The sequence below is a fragment of the Candidatus Poriferisodalis sp. genome (assembly GCF_965208485.1).
Taxonomy (GTDB): domain Bacteria; phylum Actinomycetota; class Acidimicrobiia; order Acidimicrobiales; family Poriferisodalaceae; genus Poriferisodalis.
In genome coordinates this window covers 3350808-3365874 of sequence record NZ_OZ242344.1, presented here as the reverse complement: position 1 = coordinate 3365874, position 15067 = coordinate 3350808, and the positions used below count along the sequence as shown (strand labels likewise).

The following is a 15067-nucleotide window of genomic DNA, read 5'->3' as shown; positions in this document are numbered from 1 at the left end:
GATGGCTGCGGTTGGGGGCGTTGGGGCGGGCCGGGTGTGTGTTCGGGCGCGGCGGGGCTGCCCCGCTGGGCGGGGAGCTGTGCTGGCTGGGTGCGCGGAGGGGGTCAGCGGGGGTGTGCGATGGCGAGCAGCGCTCGGGTGCCGGGGTGCTGTTCGGGCAGGCGCAGCAGGGTGCGCCGTGCGCTGGTGCACGCGAGCGCTGGCAGGTGCCACAGCTGCCGGCGGAGCCGTTTGGGCGCAGCTTTGGCGAGGGCGCCTTGGAGGCAGGCGTTCTGGAACCATCCCACGAGCGCGAGGCCGACCATGCGCACGGCGGCCCATGCGCTGTTCGCGTTCCACGCGGTGAACGCCATGCGCGACAGGCCGCTGTCCTTGAGGCGGCGCACGGCGTCGGCGACGTCGGCGTGCGAGCGCATCAGGCGGTCGAGTTGCGCGGTGTCGCCTTGCTGGTCGCTGTAGAACCCCCAGCAGCGGAAGCTGTCGCTTTCGAACAGGCTTCGCTGCGCGCCGGGGTGCCGCGGCTCGCGGCGCACCACCAGCCGTGTCCCCTCAGGCCACCCCGACAGGTCGGCGAGGTCGGTGAGGTCCGCGACCTGAGCGCGGCTGCGTTTGCGCTGCTTGGACCGTTCGGGGCTGTTGTGCCAGCGGCCCGGCTCGCCCACGACACGGCGGATCGCTGCTTCGATCGCCGGCGCGGAGCGCGCTGAGACCGCGAACCCGACGTTGCGCTTCGCGAGTCCCGCCGCGAGCGTCGCTGAGCAGCCGCCGGCGTCGATGCTCACCACCAGCGGGCGCAGCGCGAGATTGCTGTCGTCGCCTTCGCGGTGGCCTGCCGCATCGACGCCGGGCAGCACCGCCACGGCCGCGTCGAGCACTTCGAGACGATCCGCGATGCTGTTCGCGGCGGCGTTGCCCGCCCGCAGCTTGACCCACAACGGCTCCCCGTCCGCGGTCGAGCACACCACCGGATGAAACCCGAAGCCGCCCTTGCAATGCGGCGCCGCGCCCGCCTTGTTCTCCGAGTGGACCACCCGCCAGCGTCGAGCCGACATCGACCACCAGCGGGCCGCTGCGGTCACGACCGGCCCACATCTGCGGGCGCACCTGCGCCGCTGCGCCCAGCAGCGCCTCGGGGCCGCCCGCGCCCAGCCCGGCGATCACCCGCCACAGCGCCGAGTCCGACGCCACACCGCCGAACAGCTCCCGCTGCGCTCTCAGATGCTCGACATCGCTGCACGCCTCCCCGCCCGCGGCCACCGCCAACAACGCGTGCACCAGCACCGCGCCCCGATCATGAACCGGGGCGCGCTCCCCGCGTCGGGGCACCGCGGCCGACAGCGCGCCGGTCAGCCCGACACCGTCCGCGAAGCCCCCCAAAGCGAACAGCCCCGCGCCCCACGCCAACCGGTCCCCGCCGCCTGCCAGACACGCATTCGCGACACTGATAGACTTCACCTCGCAGATGCCCCCCTGAACCCGCCGATGCGTTCTTTGCAGACATGCATCATCGCAGGCCAGAGGGGTTCTTCTGCGGACCCAAACAGTCCCGAACACCACACTCGTGAATAATCAGGGCTAGTAGAGTCGGCTCAGGATGAGCCTGAAGTGGATTGTAGGTGAGCTGCTCATGGGAGCCTTGGACAAGTCATTGCGGAGCGTCTGGCCGCCATGTCGGTCCACTCGTCGAATAGCTGTTGCTGTGCTCGCATTCGGGCTGCTGGCGGCCGTCGTGGCGGTCGGACCCGCCTCCGCGCAGGCCGAGGAGGCCGACTGCGCTGCGAGCACGGCGACTGCGTGCTCGGTGACCGTTGGCGGCGCGCGGGTCAGCGGCACGCAGACGTCTGACAACGACGTGGACTGGTTCTCTTTCTCGGCCACAGCGGGACAGAGCTATCTGGCGATCCTCGGGTCGCAGCGGGTCCTCACCGGGGTGTATGACAGCACGGGCGATGTGCTGCCGGGCACGAACCGGCCGTACGAACAGAATGGCGGCTCGAGCGTGTCGTACGCGTTCGACGAGCGGGACAGACTTGGCAACTACCAGAGCTTCTCGGTCAGCGAGACCGGTACGCACTTCATCTCGGTGAACAGAGGGAGTCTCTCGCTCCATGACTCGTATTACGTGGAGCTCAAGTCGCTGACCGACGACTTCACCTCGACCACTGCGACCACCGGGACGGTGACTGTGGGCGGCTCCATCGACGGGAACGCCGACTTCGGCTTCGATGTGGACTGGATCAAGGTCGTCTTGGAGCAAGACGTCGCCTACGTCGTGACCATGACCGCGCGTCCTTTCAGCAGCGCCATGAGGTACCGCTTCGGGCGGTCCCACATGATGGCGGAGATCGTCGGCATCTACGACTCCTCGGGCGCCAAGCAGGCGAGGACCTCGGCACGGCCGGCCAATGAAATTGACTACGACTTCGACGAGGCCATCGTCAGGTTCGAGCCTGCTTCGGCAGGCAGCTACTTCATCGCCGTCACAGGGCACGGCACCGACAACGGCCCTTACACGGTGTCGGTGGCCGGGGAGCCGGCGATCACGTTCGGCTCGTCGGCCTATGCGGCTGTGGAGGGCGGCGCCGCAGTCACCGTGGAAGCGGTCATCCCCGAGGCGCCCACGACAGCGGTGACGGTCCCGCTGAGCGTCTCCTATGGCGGCGGCGCCACAGCCGAAGACCACTCCGCGATCCCCGCGTCGGTGACCTTCGACGTGGCTGCGACCAAGGCGACCTTCACCGTTTCGGCCGCCAACGACAGCGACGACGACGACGGCGAATCGGTCACGATCAGCTTCGGCGCCCCGCCGTCGGGCCACACCGCCGCGGGGTCCACCACGGTGAGCTTTGTGGACAACGACGGCCCGGTCCTGGTCGGCAACACCGGCCAATACGAGAAGTCCGCCGAAGCCCTCGTCGACCATGACCACGCGCAGCGGTTCACCACCGGCAGCAACACCGACGGCTACAGCTTGACCAGCGTCGACGTCCGCCTCGAAACCGAGCTCGGCAGCGATGTCGCCGCCCCGGCGGTGAGCCTCGTCAGCGGCACATCACCCAGCACCGGCACCGCGACCGCGCTCACTGCGCCCGCCTCGCTCGATGCGGGCTCGGGCCCCAAGAAGTACTCCTACACCGCGCCGTCGGGCACCAGGCTTGACGCTTCCACCAGCTATTGGATCGTTGTCGAATCCGCCGCGACCGGCGGCGAGCACGTCCATTGGACGCTCACCTGGTCCGACGGAGAGGACCGCTTCTATCCCGGCTGGAGCATCGAGCACCAAGTGTGGCGCCGCAGCGCATCCGCCGTCGGTTCCTACACGGCCCAACCAGACCGTTCCATGATGCTCCAGATTCACGGCACGCCAGTCGGCGGTCTGTCGTCGCTGGCGCTGAGCGGCGTCGATTTCGGGGCTTTCGACTGGGGGACCAGGGACTACTCGGCGACGGCGGCCGCCACGGTGAGCTCTGCCACGCTCACCTATGAGGCATTCGACGACGAAGCCGACGTCGTCGTCTCGCCCGCCGACGCCGACACCGTCACGGACGGCCACCAGGTCGGCCTTGCGGAGGGCGCCAACACCGTCACGATCACGGTGACTGCGCCCGACGGCACAGTCACCGTGTACACCGTCACCGTCGATCGAGCGGCTGAGTCGCAGTCTGCGACTGTGCAGTTCGTGCCCGGTGAAGGCCCCATCGCACAGCAACAGGCCCAGCAGCAGCAGGCCGAGCAGCAGCAGGCCGAGCAACAGCAGCAGACTCAGCAGGAACAGGCTCAGGGGCAGTCCGAGCAGCAGCAGGCTCAGCAGCAGCAGGCCGAGCAGCAGCAGGCTGAGCAGGAACAGGCCGAGCAGCAGCAGGCCGAGCAGGAACAAGCTCAGCAGCAGGCTGAGCAGGGGCAGGCCGGGCAGCAACAGGCCCAGCAGCAGCAGGCCGAGCAGGAACAGGCCCAGGGGCAGGCCGGGCAGCAACAGGCCCAGCAGCAGCAGGCCGAGCAGGAACAAGCTCAGCAGCAGGCTGAGCAGGGGCAGGCCGGGGAGCAGGAACAGGCCCAGGGGCAGGCCGGGCAGCAACAGGCCCAGCAGCAGCAGGCCGAGCAGGAACAGGCCCAGGGGCAGGCCGGGCAGCAACAGGCCCAGCAGCAGCAGGCCGAGCAGGAACAGGCCCAGGGGCAGGCCGGGCAGCAACAGGCCCAGCAGCAGCAGGCCGAGCAGGAACAGGCCCAGGGGCAGGCCGGGCAGCAACAGGCCCAGCAGCAGCAGGCCGAGCAGGAACAGGCCCAGGGGCAGGCCGGGCAGCAACAGGCCCAGCAGCAGCAGGCCGAGCAGGAACAAGCTCAGCAGCAGGCTGAGCAGGGGCAGGCCGGGGAGCAGGAACAGGCCCAGGGGCAGGCCGGGCAGCAACAGGCCCAGCAGCAGCAGGCCGAGCAGGAACAGGCCCAGGGGCAGGCCGGGCAGCAACAGGCCCAGCAGCAGCAGGCCGAGCAGGAACAGGCCCAGGGGCAGGCCGGGCAGCAACAGGCCCAGCAGCAGCAGGCCGAGCAGGAACAGGCCCAGGGGCAGGCCGGGCAGCAACAGGCCCAGCAGCAGCAGGCCGAGCAGGAACAGGCCCAGGGGCAGGCCGGGCAGCAACAGGCCCAGCAGCAGCAGGCCGAGCAGGAACAGGCCCAGGGGCAGGCCGGGCAGCAACAGGCCCAGCAGCAGCAGGCCGAGCAGGAACAGGCCCAGGGGCAGGCCGGGCAGCAACAGGCCCAGGGGCAGGCTGGGGAGCAGCAGGCTCAGGGGCAGGCTGGGGAGCAGCAGGTGCAGGTCGGGCGGCGGCAGGTTGGGCAGGCTGGTGGGCAAGGTGCCGAGTTGCATTCGGCTGTGAGTGAGAGTGATGGGGGTCTTGCTGCTACAGATTGCAGTGGGGATGTTCCTATCGTGGTCGCTGGGGATGAAGCCGCTCTGTCTGATCATTACAGCGCGGTGACCTTGGCCGGGGTGGTGGGCACCGATTGTGTTGTCTTGGCTGGCGGCCGTGATCAGCCGATGTCTGCTGTTCAGCGGTCTCGGTTGGATTCGGCGTCTTTGCCTGGCTATGTTGTCGGCGGCACGGCTGCTGTGCCGGATTCGAAGGTCGCCGGTTATGACTTGAAGCGTCTGGCCGGCGACGATCGTTGGCATACCGCCCGTCTAGTGGGGGTGGAGGCGGTGGTTGTCGGCGGCGGCGTTGATGCTGTCGATGTGGCTGCGTCGGCTGGCGCGGAGGGTTTCGACGCCGATTGCAGCGGGGACATCCCGATTGTGGTCGCCGCGGACGAGGCCTCGGAGTCTGATCGCTACAGCGCTGTGACTCTGGCCGGGGCTTTGGGCACCGATTGTGTTGTCTTGGCTGGTGATCGCAGCGATGAGCGGGCGATTCCCGCTGACCAGTTGGCTCGTCTGCGATCGGCTGCCGAGCCGGGGTTCATCGTGGGCGGCGTTGCTGCTGTGTCTCCCGCGAAGGTTCATCAGGTGTATGAGCACGGTCTGGTTCGCATAGCCGGCAAAGACCGCTGGCAGACCGCTCGTCTGGTCGGCGCCCAAGCAGTCGCATCTGCCGGCGGTGACGCATGAGAACGACATCTCGCACACCGCGGCATCCACGTCGCCCAACCTGACCCCACCGAACCCAGCAGCCCAATCCCGCAAAAACGCGAAGGCTCCATATCAATCACCCGGCGGATGCGCTGGTTCGGCTATGGGGCAGCGAGCTCGGACATCCGCGCCAATACGTCGACACCGAGTTGGTCATAGACGTGCAGCAGGTCGATGAGCACCCAGTTCTCGCGGATCTTGCGATCAATCGTGCCATCAGGAAGCCGTTGGCTCTCGACGCGCCAGAAGTCGAGGCTGCGCATCGTGATTTCTTGGCCGGAGGCCGCTATGCCAAGCCATCCGTCGCCCGTCACTGTCATGGCCATGCCTGGCCACCCCGTGACACCGACATATGCGCCGTCGCCGAAGAAGTGACCGTCGCCGGCGTAACCGCCTCGACGGTCCGGCATCGCTCGCAGAAATGGGATCTGGTGAAATCGACGGAACCCATCCACACCGCGACCGGTGCCGATGCCGTGCGGTCCGTACCAGTTGAACCTGGGATGCCACCAGTGCTCGAGACGCATCGCCTCGACGGGCTCACGCGGATGGTGTCCCATGTCGGAGAGCATGCCGATCACGTGATCGACGCTGGCCTGCGATTCTGCCTCATCGCGTTGCCCCGAGGTGAGGCCGTCACCGGTTGCCGGCGACGGCGCCAGCCAGTCGCGCCCGAGACTCGGCGTCATCGGCCAGACGCCGGCGCCCATCATGACTTCCGGCAGGTCCCAGACGGCCTGCATCTCCACAAGCCGCTGGTCGGCGAACCGGAAGAACTCGTGATAGCGCATCGAGGCCGGCCGACCGGTAGCAGGAATGCCCAGCCACGGCCCGGCGAAGGTTCCCATATACGAACCGGCACACCCGACCCAGCGGTGACCGCCGGGGTCTGCGCCGGCGATACAGATGTAGTCGCGCCGTTCGAGGTCGGGCCAAGCGGCTGCCAGCGGGGCAAATGCCTCCGCATAGAGACCACCCGGCCCGTCGAGGTCTTCGAACGGATGGGTGAGATGCACAGCGGCGTCGGGTGCGAACACTGTCTGCAGCGCGGCCTGCACGCTCGTCGGGTCGTAGTCGTACAGAGCTGCTCGAAGCGGCCGCAGCAGCTCTTGGTGGCCGCGGTGCGGATCGGCCCCGGGGCTCATGCGCTGACGGCCAGGTGACTCTGGCGATCAAAGAAGTGCAGATTCCGGACGTCCACGTTGACTCGTATTCGATCACCCACTCGGGCACGGGTTTCTGCCGCGAAGCGAGCCGTGCAGCGCCCTGTGTCCCGCATCTCGTCGAGTGCGTCGGGATCGCCGCTTTCTACGCCCTGCGCGTTGAGGTTGAAGTGCACCAGCGTCTCCGCGCCCAGCGCTTCACGGACATCCACGACCGCATCGAGACGCTGATCGTCGGGATGTTCGGCAGCCACCGCTGCGTCTTCGAGATGCTCGGGCCGGAAGCCCAGCACGATCGGATGATCGAAGTACCTCGCCAGTGCCGGCCGCGCCGCGACGACGTCGGCCGGAACCGCCAGGCGCTGATCGCCCAGGTCGATCTGGCAGTCGCCGCTGGGATCATCGCCGCGCCGGAGCGTCGCCTCATACAGGTTCATCGAGGGCGAACCGATGAATGCCGCTACGAAGGCATTGGCGGGGTGCGCGTAGAGATCCTCGGGCGAGTCCACCTGCTGCAGCACGCCGTCCTTGATGACGGCCACCCGGTCGCCCATGGTCATGGCCTCCACCTGGTCGTGGGTCACGTAGAACGTCGTAACGCCGAACTCACGCTGGATGCCGGCGATGTCGGCTCGCATCTGGACGCGCAGCTTGGCGTCGAGATTCGACAGCGGCTCATCCATCAGGAACAGCTCGGGCCGCCGCACGATGGCGCGCCCCATGGCAACCCGTTGACGCTGCCCGCCCGAGAGCTGCGCCGGCTTGCGATCGAGGTAGTCCGTCAGCTCGAGGACGCGTGCGGCCTGCCGCACCTGCTCGTTTCGCTCTGCCTTGGCCACCTTGCGCAGCTTCAGCGGAAAACCGATGTTCTCTGCCACGCTCATCTGCGGGTACAGCGCGTAGTTCTGGAAGACCATGGCGATGTCGCGGTCCTTGGGAGCGACATCGTTCAGCCGGCGATCGCCGACGTACAGATCGCCGCGGGTGATCTTCTCGAGTCCGGCGATCATGCGCAGCGCCGTGGACTTGCCGCAACCTGACGGCCCGACGAGCACCAGGAACTCGCCATCGTCGAGCGTCAGACTGAGGTCGGTGACCGCTTCGAAGCCGTTCGAATAGACCTTGGTCAGCTCGCTCAATGTCACCGTTGCCATGTGCCGCACCCCATCATCAGAACCCGCATCGTCAGAACTCCTCGATTCCCAAGATCTGGCGCATCCGTTCCAGGGGCCGCAGCCCTTGCTGGGAGAGCCAGTGCAGCAGGTCAATGAAGACCCAGTTGTCGGCCAGCTTGTCGCCCTCGCGCCGGTACACATCCACCACACGCATCTCCGCCGGCCCACTCGCCGGCAGGCCTAGGTAGCCGCCTCGCGGACGGTTGCTGACATTCGCCCAGCCGAACCAGGCCGCGTAGCGACCTTCCGCGATGCGGGCGACATGGCCGTGAAACTCCTTGTCCCCGAGGCCGAAACGGAACGGGTAAGAGTGCTGCTGCTGGTAGCGCTCGATCGTGTACGACGATCCGATGCCATCGGGTCCGATCCACAGCATGTCGGGGTGCCAGCAGCGGGAAAGCACCTCGGCGGGCATCCGGTCGGTGCCCTGTTCGCGCGCGATCCGGTTCGCTTCGTCGAGATCGCCTGCCATGCGCCATGCCAGCTCCAACGTCTGAGTGGTCTCGACGGGATCTTGCGAGTCGAGCTGGACGCCGTCTGCGGTGCGCGGACCGAGATAGATGCCGGATTGTCCGGTGGCGGGCGGCAACGGGTACTGGCCCGCTTGGCGCATGACGGCAATCAAGTCCAAGAACAGCGCTGACTCTGCAATTCGGTCGCCCTCGACCCGGCTGAACTCCACATAGCGAACCGGCGTCGCCCGGCGGGTCGGCGGGATGTCCAGCCATGGAGCATCGAACAGTCCGAGGAAGTGCCCCATGGAGCACACCCAGGTGGAGGCACCTCCGTCGGCGTCGTTGTCGCCGGCCAGAAAAACGTCCATGCGCCGCTGCAGCGGTGCCATCGCTGCATGCAGCGGCGCCCAGAACACGTCGACGACCGCACTCACGCCGTGCTGCTCACCGAAGGGGTGCATGCCTCTCCACAAGAAGTCCTCGGTCACGCTGGACGCCAGCGCGTCGGCGAGGTCATCGGCGGCATCGCCTGCCTGCCGGCGGGGACGTGCCAGCACGCCGTCGAAACTGCGGTGATGGTCCAAGACGACAGCCTTCGCGCGCTGCAAGTGGCCAGGGGCGTTGTCAGCCATCTCTCAGCCCTTCACCGCACCGGCGCCGAGGCCCTTCACCAAGTGCTTCTGGAACAGGATGATCACGATCACGATGGGCAGCGTGATCGAGACTGCCGCCGCTGCGGCTTCGGTGATCGTCCGACTGCTCTCACCGCCGGTCAGCGAGACGATGGCCACCGGCAGCGTCCACTCGGTGGGGGCAAGCACCCGCACGAAGAGGAACTCGTTGTAGGCGAGCAGCATCGTGAACAGTCCGGTGGCGATGATGGCGGGCCACATCACCGGGATGATCACCCTCCGGAACGCCTGCAAACGGGTGGCGCCGTCCATCATCGCGGCCTCCTCGAGCTCCTTGGGCACGTCGAGGAAGAAGCTGCGGAACATCCAGATGGTGAACGGCTGGTTGACCGCCACCAGTGCGAGGACGAGCACGAGCCGGGTGTCGAGCAGCTGCAGTCGGTCGATGAAGGGGACGTCGATCAGCGGGAAGTCGAACGTGCCCACGCCGCTGGATTCCAGCCAGTCGTCGATCCAGGTGGCGCCGAAGAAATACGGCAGCACGAATGCGCTGCGAGGCAATGCCCTGAACCCCAATGCCACGATGAGGATGACGGCGCCTGAGATCCCGCTGTAGCGGGCGAGGCCGTAGCCGGCCAGCAGCCCGATGGACAGCGAGATCAACATGGTGAGAACCGTCACGACGATGCTGTTCACCAAGAAGTCGTACTCGTCGTTGGTCTCCCAGATCCTCGGGAAACGCCACATGGCCACCAGCAGCACGATCCCGGCGCCGCAGTACCAAGGCCAGCCATGCCGCATTCGCTTTCCGACGAGTCCGAGCACGGCCGCGATGAGCCCCGCGGCAACGACGTAGGCGAAGACCCCCCACATGTTGATGTCGTCATCGCCCAGCCAGAACGCCCGGTAGGCGTTGGCCGTCGTTTCATACCCCCACAGCACCGGCTCGCGGGAGAGCACGTCCCGGGTGAACTTGACCGACGTCTGGACGGTCCACAGGAACGGCAGCACTGACCAGATGCACAGCACGCCGAGCGTGACATGCAGCGGCACGCGTCGTGCTCTGCGCCGCGGCGCAGTGGCGGCGCCGCGCATCTCAGGTGCGCTCCGAGCCGAATGCGAGCGCATCTCAGGTGCGCTCCGAGCCGAATGCGAGCGCATCTCAGGTGCGCTCCGAGCCGAATGCGAGCGCATCTCAGGTGCGCTCCGAGATCTGGTCCTTGTAGGACCGGTACAGGAACGGGATGAGCACGACGAGAATGCCGATGACGGTGAGAACCGCCATGGCGTTGCCCTTGCCCAGCCTGCCGATGTCGAACGCTGTCGCGATGCGCACGTTGTACACCTGCAGCGTGTGCGCATCGGTGAACCGGTTCCCGGTCCACACGAACACCTGGTCGTAGATGCGGTACATGTCCATGACCGAGATCAGCCCGACGAACAGCACCAGCGTCCGCAGGTGGGGCAGAATCACATGCCACAGGTTGCGCCAGAAACCGGCGCCGTCGATGGCAGCGGCCTCGAGACGCTCACCGGGCAGAGTCTGCAATCCGGCGAAGAACGTGATCATTGCGAAGGGCATGACCGCCCACACCGCCTGTATCACGATGAGGTAGCGGACGTTGCCCGAGGTGATCTGGAACGGGTCGTCGAAGACCACCTGCCAGAGCCACGCGATCAGACCGCCCCGGTCGAACAGGTCCTTGTAGACCAGCGAACCCACCACGGGAGTCACGATGAACGGAGTCAGCAGCGCAGCCATGTAGAAGCTGCGACCCCGCACTACCCGGTCCAGCATGAGCGCAACGGCGAGCCCGAGCACCATCTGGATCGGCACCACGATGGCCACGAACAGCATCGTCCAGCGGAATGCGGCCCAGAACTCCGGATCCGTCAGGATGTCGGTGTAGTTCCGCAGCCCGATCCACATCGGATTCTTGAGATCTCGCAGAAGCAAGCGGTGAAAGCCCAGCCACACAGTCGTCGCCAGAGGCACCACCATGAGCAGCCCCATCACCGCGACGCTGGGGACGGTGAAGAACCAGAACGTCTTGCGTTCCACTCACGCCCCCTCTTGGCTCGCTCCATTAGCCATTAGTCAGAATCTGCAAGAAGACGGCCGAGACTGGCACCTTGCGCTCCCCGCATTGTTCCCTGCTCCCGCTGCCCTGGGGCGACACCGCGGCACGGTGCCGCCCCAGGTGCACAGGGAGGGAACCTTGATGAGCTGCTGGCCTAGTTGAGCAGCCCCTGATCGCCTGCTTCGGCGAGGTACGCGGTCTCAGCGGCGGCAAGCGCCTCCTCGACGGACGTGCCGTCGAGAATCGTGATCAGCGCCTCACCCAGCTTCGCCCGGGCGATGCCCGCCGCAGGATGCGTGAGGTCAGCGCCACGGCCGTTCACGAGGCTTGCCTGCGCGGCGGCAGCGTCGCGCGGGCCGTTGGGGTGGCTCACACCGTTGCGGGTGACCAAGCCGAACTCGGCCGCGGCCTGCATGCTCTCCAAGTCGGTCGCTGCAAGCATCGCAAGAAAGATCGCCTCGACCTTGTCGTCAGGCGTGCCGACAGGGATGCCCCAGCCGTCAATGTACGCAGGCGCAGCGAGGATGCCCATGCCGCTGTCCAAGGCCGGTGCGAACTCGATATCGCCCACGACGATGGAGGCTTCGGGATCATCCATGCCCGCTGCGCGCGATGCCCATGTGTGGCCCAAGACCGCCTCTCCCGTCTGGAACGCTGCTTGCACATCGTCGGTGCTGTACGAGCTCGCGATGCCCGGAGCACACTCATCGACCATCCGCTTGAGGGTGGTGGCCGCGGCAACGCCCTCACGGCTGTTGAAGTTCGGCGCGCCCGTCTGTGGGTCGATCGGTGTGACGCCCATTGAGCCGAGCACCGAGTCGAACTCGATCTGCCAAGCCCAGCCCGCTGAGAGCATGTACAGGAAGCCGATGTCGTAGCCCGAATTGATGACTGCCCGGCAGGTCTGGAACGCCTCATCGAAGGTCGTCGGCACTGAGAGGCCGAGCGCTTCCATCACCGGCTTGTTGTAGAAGACGTGCATGGTGTTCGACACCATCGGCACGGCGTAGATCTGGTCACCGATCGACGCCATCGCCCAGAAGGCGTCATCGATCTCGTCGAGATCGAACTGGTCGCTGTACTTGGCGACCAGGTCGTTGAGCGGCATCAGGAAGCCCTGATTGGCCAGCTCGCCGATGAACGCATTCGAGCCTTGGTACAGCTCGAACGTGGGCGATCCGGTGGCCACGTCCTGGGTCATGGCGCTGCGAGCCTCGACGCTGTCGAGGAACTGCAGATTGAAGCGGTAGTTGCCCTCCTCGCAGTCCTCCAGCTCCTCGGCGTACTGGGTGATGATCGGGAATTCCCAGCCGATCGCGTCGATCTCGACGACCTCGGACGGATTCGGGATCGGACACTCGTCAGAGATCAGCTCCGCTTCCATCATGTCGTCGTCCATGGCGTCATCGTCGTGGCCGTCGTCCATGGCATCGTCCATGGCATCGTCGTCGGCGCCGTCCATGTCGTCGTCCATGTCGTCGTCCATGTCGTCATCGTCGTGATCGTGACCGTCGTCATCGTCGTGATCGTGACCGTCGTCTTCGTCGTGGTCGTCTTCGGCGCCGGAGTCCGCCGCTGTTGCGGACGTCTGCGACTCGCCGGTGTCGTCGCCGTCGTCGCTGCCGCACGCCGCAGCCAGCAGCACGAACGCGAGAAGGACGGCGATCAACCGCCAAGCCTTCCCTTTGGTGGTCATCATGAGGTTCCCTCCCGGGTAATGCATACGAACGGAGGCCGGAAGATCAATTCCCGGTCCCCAACAACTCGAGCGGCGCGACGTAGCCGGCCGCATCGAGACCAAATCCCGCATCGGCGGCGCATGCCAGCGTCTCAGCAGGCCATTCGACCCTGCTGGGGCTGTCGCTGCCGGTGACGATCGCTGCGCGTGCCGGTGAGGTGCCGACATTGCGCAGATCCCGCCACGCCGATGCGGGGACAGATACAAGCGAGCCCCTGACGGGCTGTGTGGCGACTTCCTGTGCCGCCTCGTTGACTGCAATTTCCCAATCGCCTTCGATGAGCAGCAGCACTTGGCTGTCATCGTGGCGGTGGATGCCTGTCGATGACCCCGGAGCTGCCTGAAGCCACTCGAGAGCAAAGCCGTGGGGGGTGCAGACCGGCGGCCGGCTGCGTCGATCTTGGGACAATCCGTACCCGATGACGGGCGCGAGCTCGACCGAGTGCTGGGCACCGAGCACAGTGGACAGCAGCGCCGCGGCCGACCAGCGAAGCCGGCTGGAAGGCACGAGGCACTCGCTCAGTTCGGACTGGCTGTAGCTGTCGATGCTCGCGAGCTGGCTGTCGCTGAGCGGTTCGAGCACCTCGGAGGGAACGAGGCCGTTGCGCGCATCGATGAGCGAATTGTCACGTCCGAGGTACATTCCGGTCTCTGCTGCCTCGCGCAGCACATCCGGATCCCAGATGATCCCGCCGGTGTCGTCGCCGCCAAGCACCACGAACAGGAATCCGTCATCGGGACCGGTGTTCTCGAATCCTCGGAAAACCCAAGTCGGCGCGGTGAAGACGTCGTCAGGCGCGAGCTCCACCGATTGCTCGCGACCCCGGCCGATGTCGATCCGCCAACTCCCCCGGGTGCAGATGAACACCTCGGGCGTGTAGTGCAAGTGGGCGTTGTTGTAGATGCCGTGCGGCATCGTGGCTGCGCCCACGTTGAAGCCGTGCGGCTCGGCGATGCTGATGTGCTGGTCGGCGTTCTGGGACACGCCGGGACCTACGAACGAATAGCTCGCCTTGCCCTTGGACCGCTCGATGCGAACGTCCACGAAAGCCTCCGTATCGGCCACAAAGTCCTTGGGCTCGAGGACGCGCGCGGCCAGATCAGCCTCGGTGACCGGCGCTCCGGGCGCTGTCATCGATTGCTGCGCTTCGTGGTTCGACCGATGCGGAGATGGCCGTCCACGACCACGTCGGTCGGTCGCGATGGCGACGTCTTGTCGCCGAGCAATTCAGCCGCATGCTGCGCAAGCAAGTCAGTCGGCTGGACGAGCGTCGTCAGGTCGATGCCCGCCCACGAGGCCTGCGGCAGTCCGTCGAACCCTGTCACGGCGATGTCGTCGGGGACTCGAACTCCCTGCGACTCCAGTCCGTCGATGACGCCGAAGGCGACTTCGTCGCTCCCGACCATCACGGCGTCAGGCGCGAGCCGGGCGATGCGCTGGGCGCAGCCGTAGCCCGCGTCGTAGCTGAACATGCCCGCTTCGATGTACGGCAAGGCCACCCCGTAGTCGCCCATCTCCCTGGCCGCACCCCGATACCGGGCTTGATCGGTGGAGATCGACGACACTCCGCCGACGAAGACTGCTGTCCGGCAGCCCTGATCGACGAGGTGGGATGCCAGCAAACGGCAGCCGGCCTCGTTGTCGACTGACACCGACGACACCAGCCCGGATGCAGCCGGCTGGTTGAAGGCCACCGTGGGACTCGACTGGCGGCGCATAGTGCTGAGCTGGTCGGGTCGGATGCTGGCTGAGGCCAGCAGCAGGCCGCTTACCCGGTATTGGCGAACGATCTCGAGCACATCGTCGACCTCGGCCGGATCGGTGAAGCTGAACAGCAGGAGTTGACGCCCGCGCACTGCCAGTTCACGGGTGACAGCCGACAGGACGTTCTGCCAGTACTCGCCGAATGCGGGCACCACGGCGCCCACGACGTTGCTCTGCTGCGACTTGAGGCTGCGGGCGAACGCGTTGGGGACGTAGCCGAGTCGGGCCGCCGCTGCGCTGACCCGCTCCCGAGTTCGTTCCGAGACCAAGTGCGGAGCGGAAAATGTTCGTGCCACCGTGGCCTGCGACACGCCGGCCTCGATGGCGACGTCGGTGGAGGTAGCGGGACGCTCTCCGCTGTCAGGAGCCTCTGTCCCCCCCGCCATGCAGTGCATCCTATGAATACGTAGTCATTGCGTCAACTGGGATCGACTGCAG

General features: G+C 66.6%; 10 protein-coding genes. 1 reads left to right on the top strand and 9 read right to left on the bottom strand.

What is annotated here, in order from left to right; translation table 11 throughout:
• Nucleotides 1-104: 104 nt before the first annotated feature.
• A complete protein-coding gene (locus ACOGXQ_RS15665; RefSeq protein ID WP_419944551.1) occupies nt 105-1079 on the bottom strand; it encodes a transposase in 975 nt (324 codons plus the stop codon).
• 548 nt (nt 1080-1627) lie between these two features.
• Between ACOGXQ_RS15665 and ACOGXQ_RS15660 the strand changes: the two genes are divergently transcribed.
• Nucleotides 1628-5599, top strand: a complete 3972-nt coding sequence (locus tag ACOGXQ_RS15660) for a choice-of-anchor R domain-containing protein (protein WP_419944550.1) — start codon at nt 1628-1630, stop codon at nt 5597-5599.
• A 122-nt stretch (nt 5600-5721) separates the two neighbouring features.
• Here ACOGXQ_RS15660 and ACOGXQ_RS15655 read toward each other — a convergent pair whose 3' ends face one another.
• The 8 genes from ACOGXQ_RS15655 to ACOGXQ_RS15620 all read right to left on the bottom strand — a co-directional run bounded on the left by ACOGXQ_RS15655 (nt 5722) and on the right by ACOGXQ_RS15620 (nt 15015).
• Complete coding sequence (locus ACOGXQ_RS15655; protein WP_419944549.1) at nt 5722-6765, bottom strand: ester cyclase; 1044 nt, start codon at nt 6763-6765, stop codon at nt 5722-5724.
• Nucleotides 6762-7937, bottom strand: a complete 1176-nt coding sequence (locus ACOGXQ_RS15650; RefSeq protein ID WP_419944548.1) for an ABC transporter ATP-binding protein — start codon at nt 7935-7937, stop codon at nt 6762-6764. The genes ACOGXQ_RS15655 and ACOGXQ_RS15650 overlap by 4 nt, the downstream gene beginning before the upstream one ends.
• 31 nt (nt 7938-7968) lie before the next feature.
• Entirely contained in the window at nt 7969-9045 is a 1077-nt protein-coding gene (locus tag ACOGXQ_RS15645) for an ester cyclase (protein WP_419944547.1), read from the bottom strand.
• A gap of 3 nt (nt 9046-9048) precedes the next feature.
• Nucleotides 9049-10140, bottom strand: coding sequence for a carbohydrate ABC transporter permease (locus ACOGXQ_RS15640; protein WP_419944546.1), 1092 nt, complete (start codon nt 10138-10140; stop codon nt 9049-9051).
• A gap of 100 nt (nt 10141-10240) precedes the next feature.
• On the bottom strand, nt 10241-11107 hold the full coding sequence (locus ACOGXQ_RS15635; protein ID WP_419944545.1) for a carbohydrate ABC transporter permease: 867 nt from the start codon (nt 11105-11107) through the stop codon (nt 10241-10243).
• Nucleotides 11108-11280: 173 nt separating this feature from the next.
• Complete coding sequence (locus tag ACOGXQ_RS15630) at nt 11281-12822, bottom strand: ABC transporter substrate-binding protein (RefSeq protein ID WP_419944544.1); 1542 nt, start codon at nt 12820-12822, stop codon at nt 11281-11283.
• A gap of 46 nt (nt 12823-12868) precedes the next feature.
• Nucleotides 12869-13999, bottom strand: coding sequence for a cupin domain-containing protein (locus ACOGXQ_RS15625; protein ID WP_419944543.1), 1131 nt, complete (start codon nt 13997-13999; stop codon nt 12869-12871).
• Complete coding sequence (locus ACOGXQ_RS15620; protein ID WP_419944542.1) at nt 13996-15015, bottom strand: LacI family DNA-binding transcriptional regulator; 1020 nt, start codon at nt 15013-15015, stop codon at nt 13996-13998. Before ACOGXQ_RS15620 ends, ACOGXQ_RS15625 begins: the two co-directional genes overlap by 4 nt.
• Nucleotides 15016-15067: the final 52 nt, after the last annotated feature.

Coding starts and splice junctions, on each gene's coding strand:
- ACOGXQ_RS15660 (WP_419944550.1), top strand. CDS start 1,628: ATGGGAGCCTTGGACAAGTCATTGCGGAGCGTCTGGCCGCCATGTCGG.
- ACOGXQ_RS15655 (WP_419944549.1), bottom strand. CDS start 6,765: ATGAGCCCCGGGGCCGATCCGCACCGCGGCCACCAAGAGCTGCTGCGG.
- ACOGXQ_RS15650 (WP_419944548.1), bottom strand. CDS start 7,937: ATGGCAACGGTGACATTGAGCGAGCTGACCAAGGTCTATTCGAACGGC.
- ACOGXQ_RS15645 (WP_419944547.1), bottom strand. CDS start 9,045: ATGGCTGACAACGCCCCTGGCCACTTGCAGCGCGCGAAGGCTGTCGTC.
- ACOGXQ_RS15640 (WP_419944546.1), bottom strand. CDS start 10,140: ATGCGCGGCGCCGCCACTGCGCCGCGGCGCAGAGCACGACGCGTGCCG.
- ACOGXQ_RS15630 (WP_419944544.1), bottom strand. CDS start 12,822: ATGACCACCAAAGGGAAGGCTTGGCGGTTGATCGCCGTCCTTCTCGCG.
- ACOGXQ_RS15625 (WP_419944543.1), bottom strand. CDS start 13,999: ATGACAGCGCCCGGAGCGCCGGTCACCGAGGCTGATCTGGCCGCGCGC.
- ACOGXQ_RS15620 (WP_419944542.1), bottom strand. CDS start 15,015: ATGGCGGGGGGGACAGAGGCTCCTGACAGCGGAGAGCGTCCCGCTACC.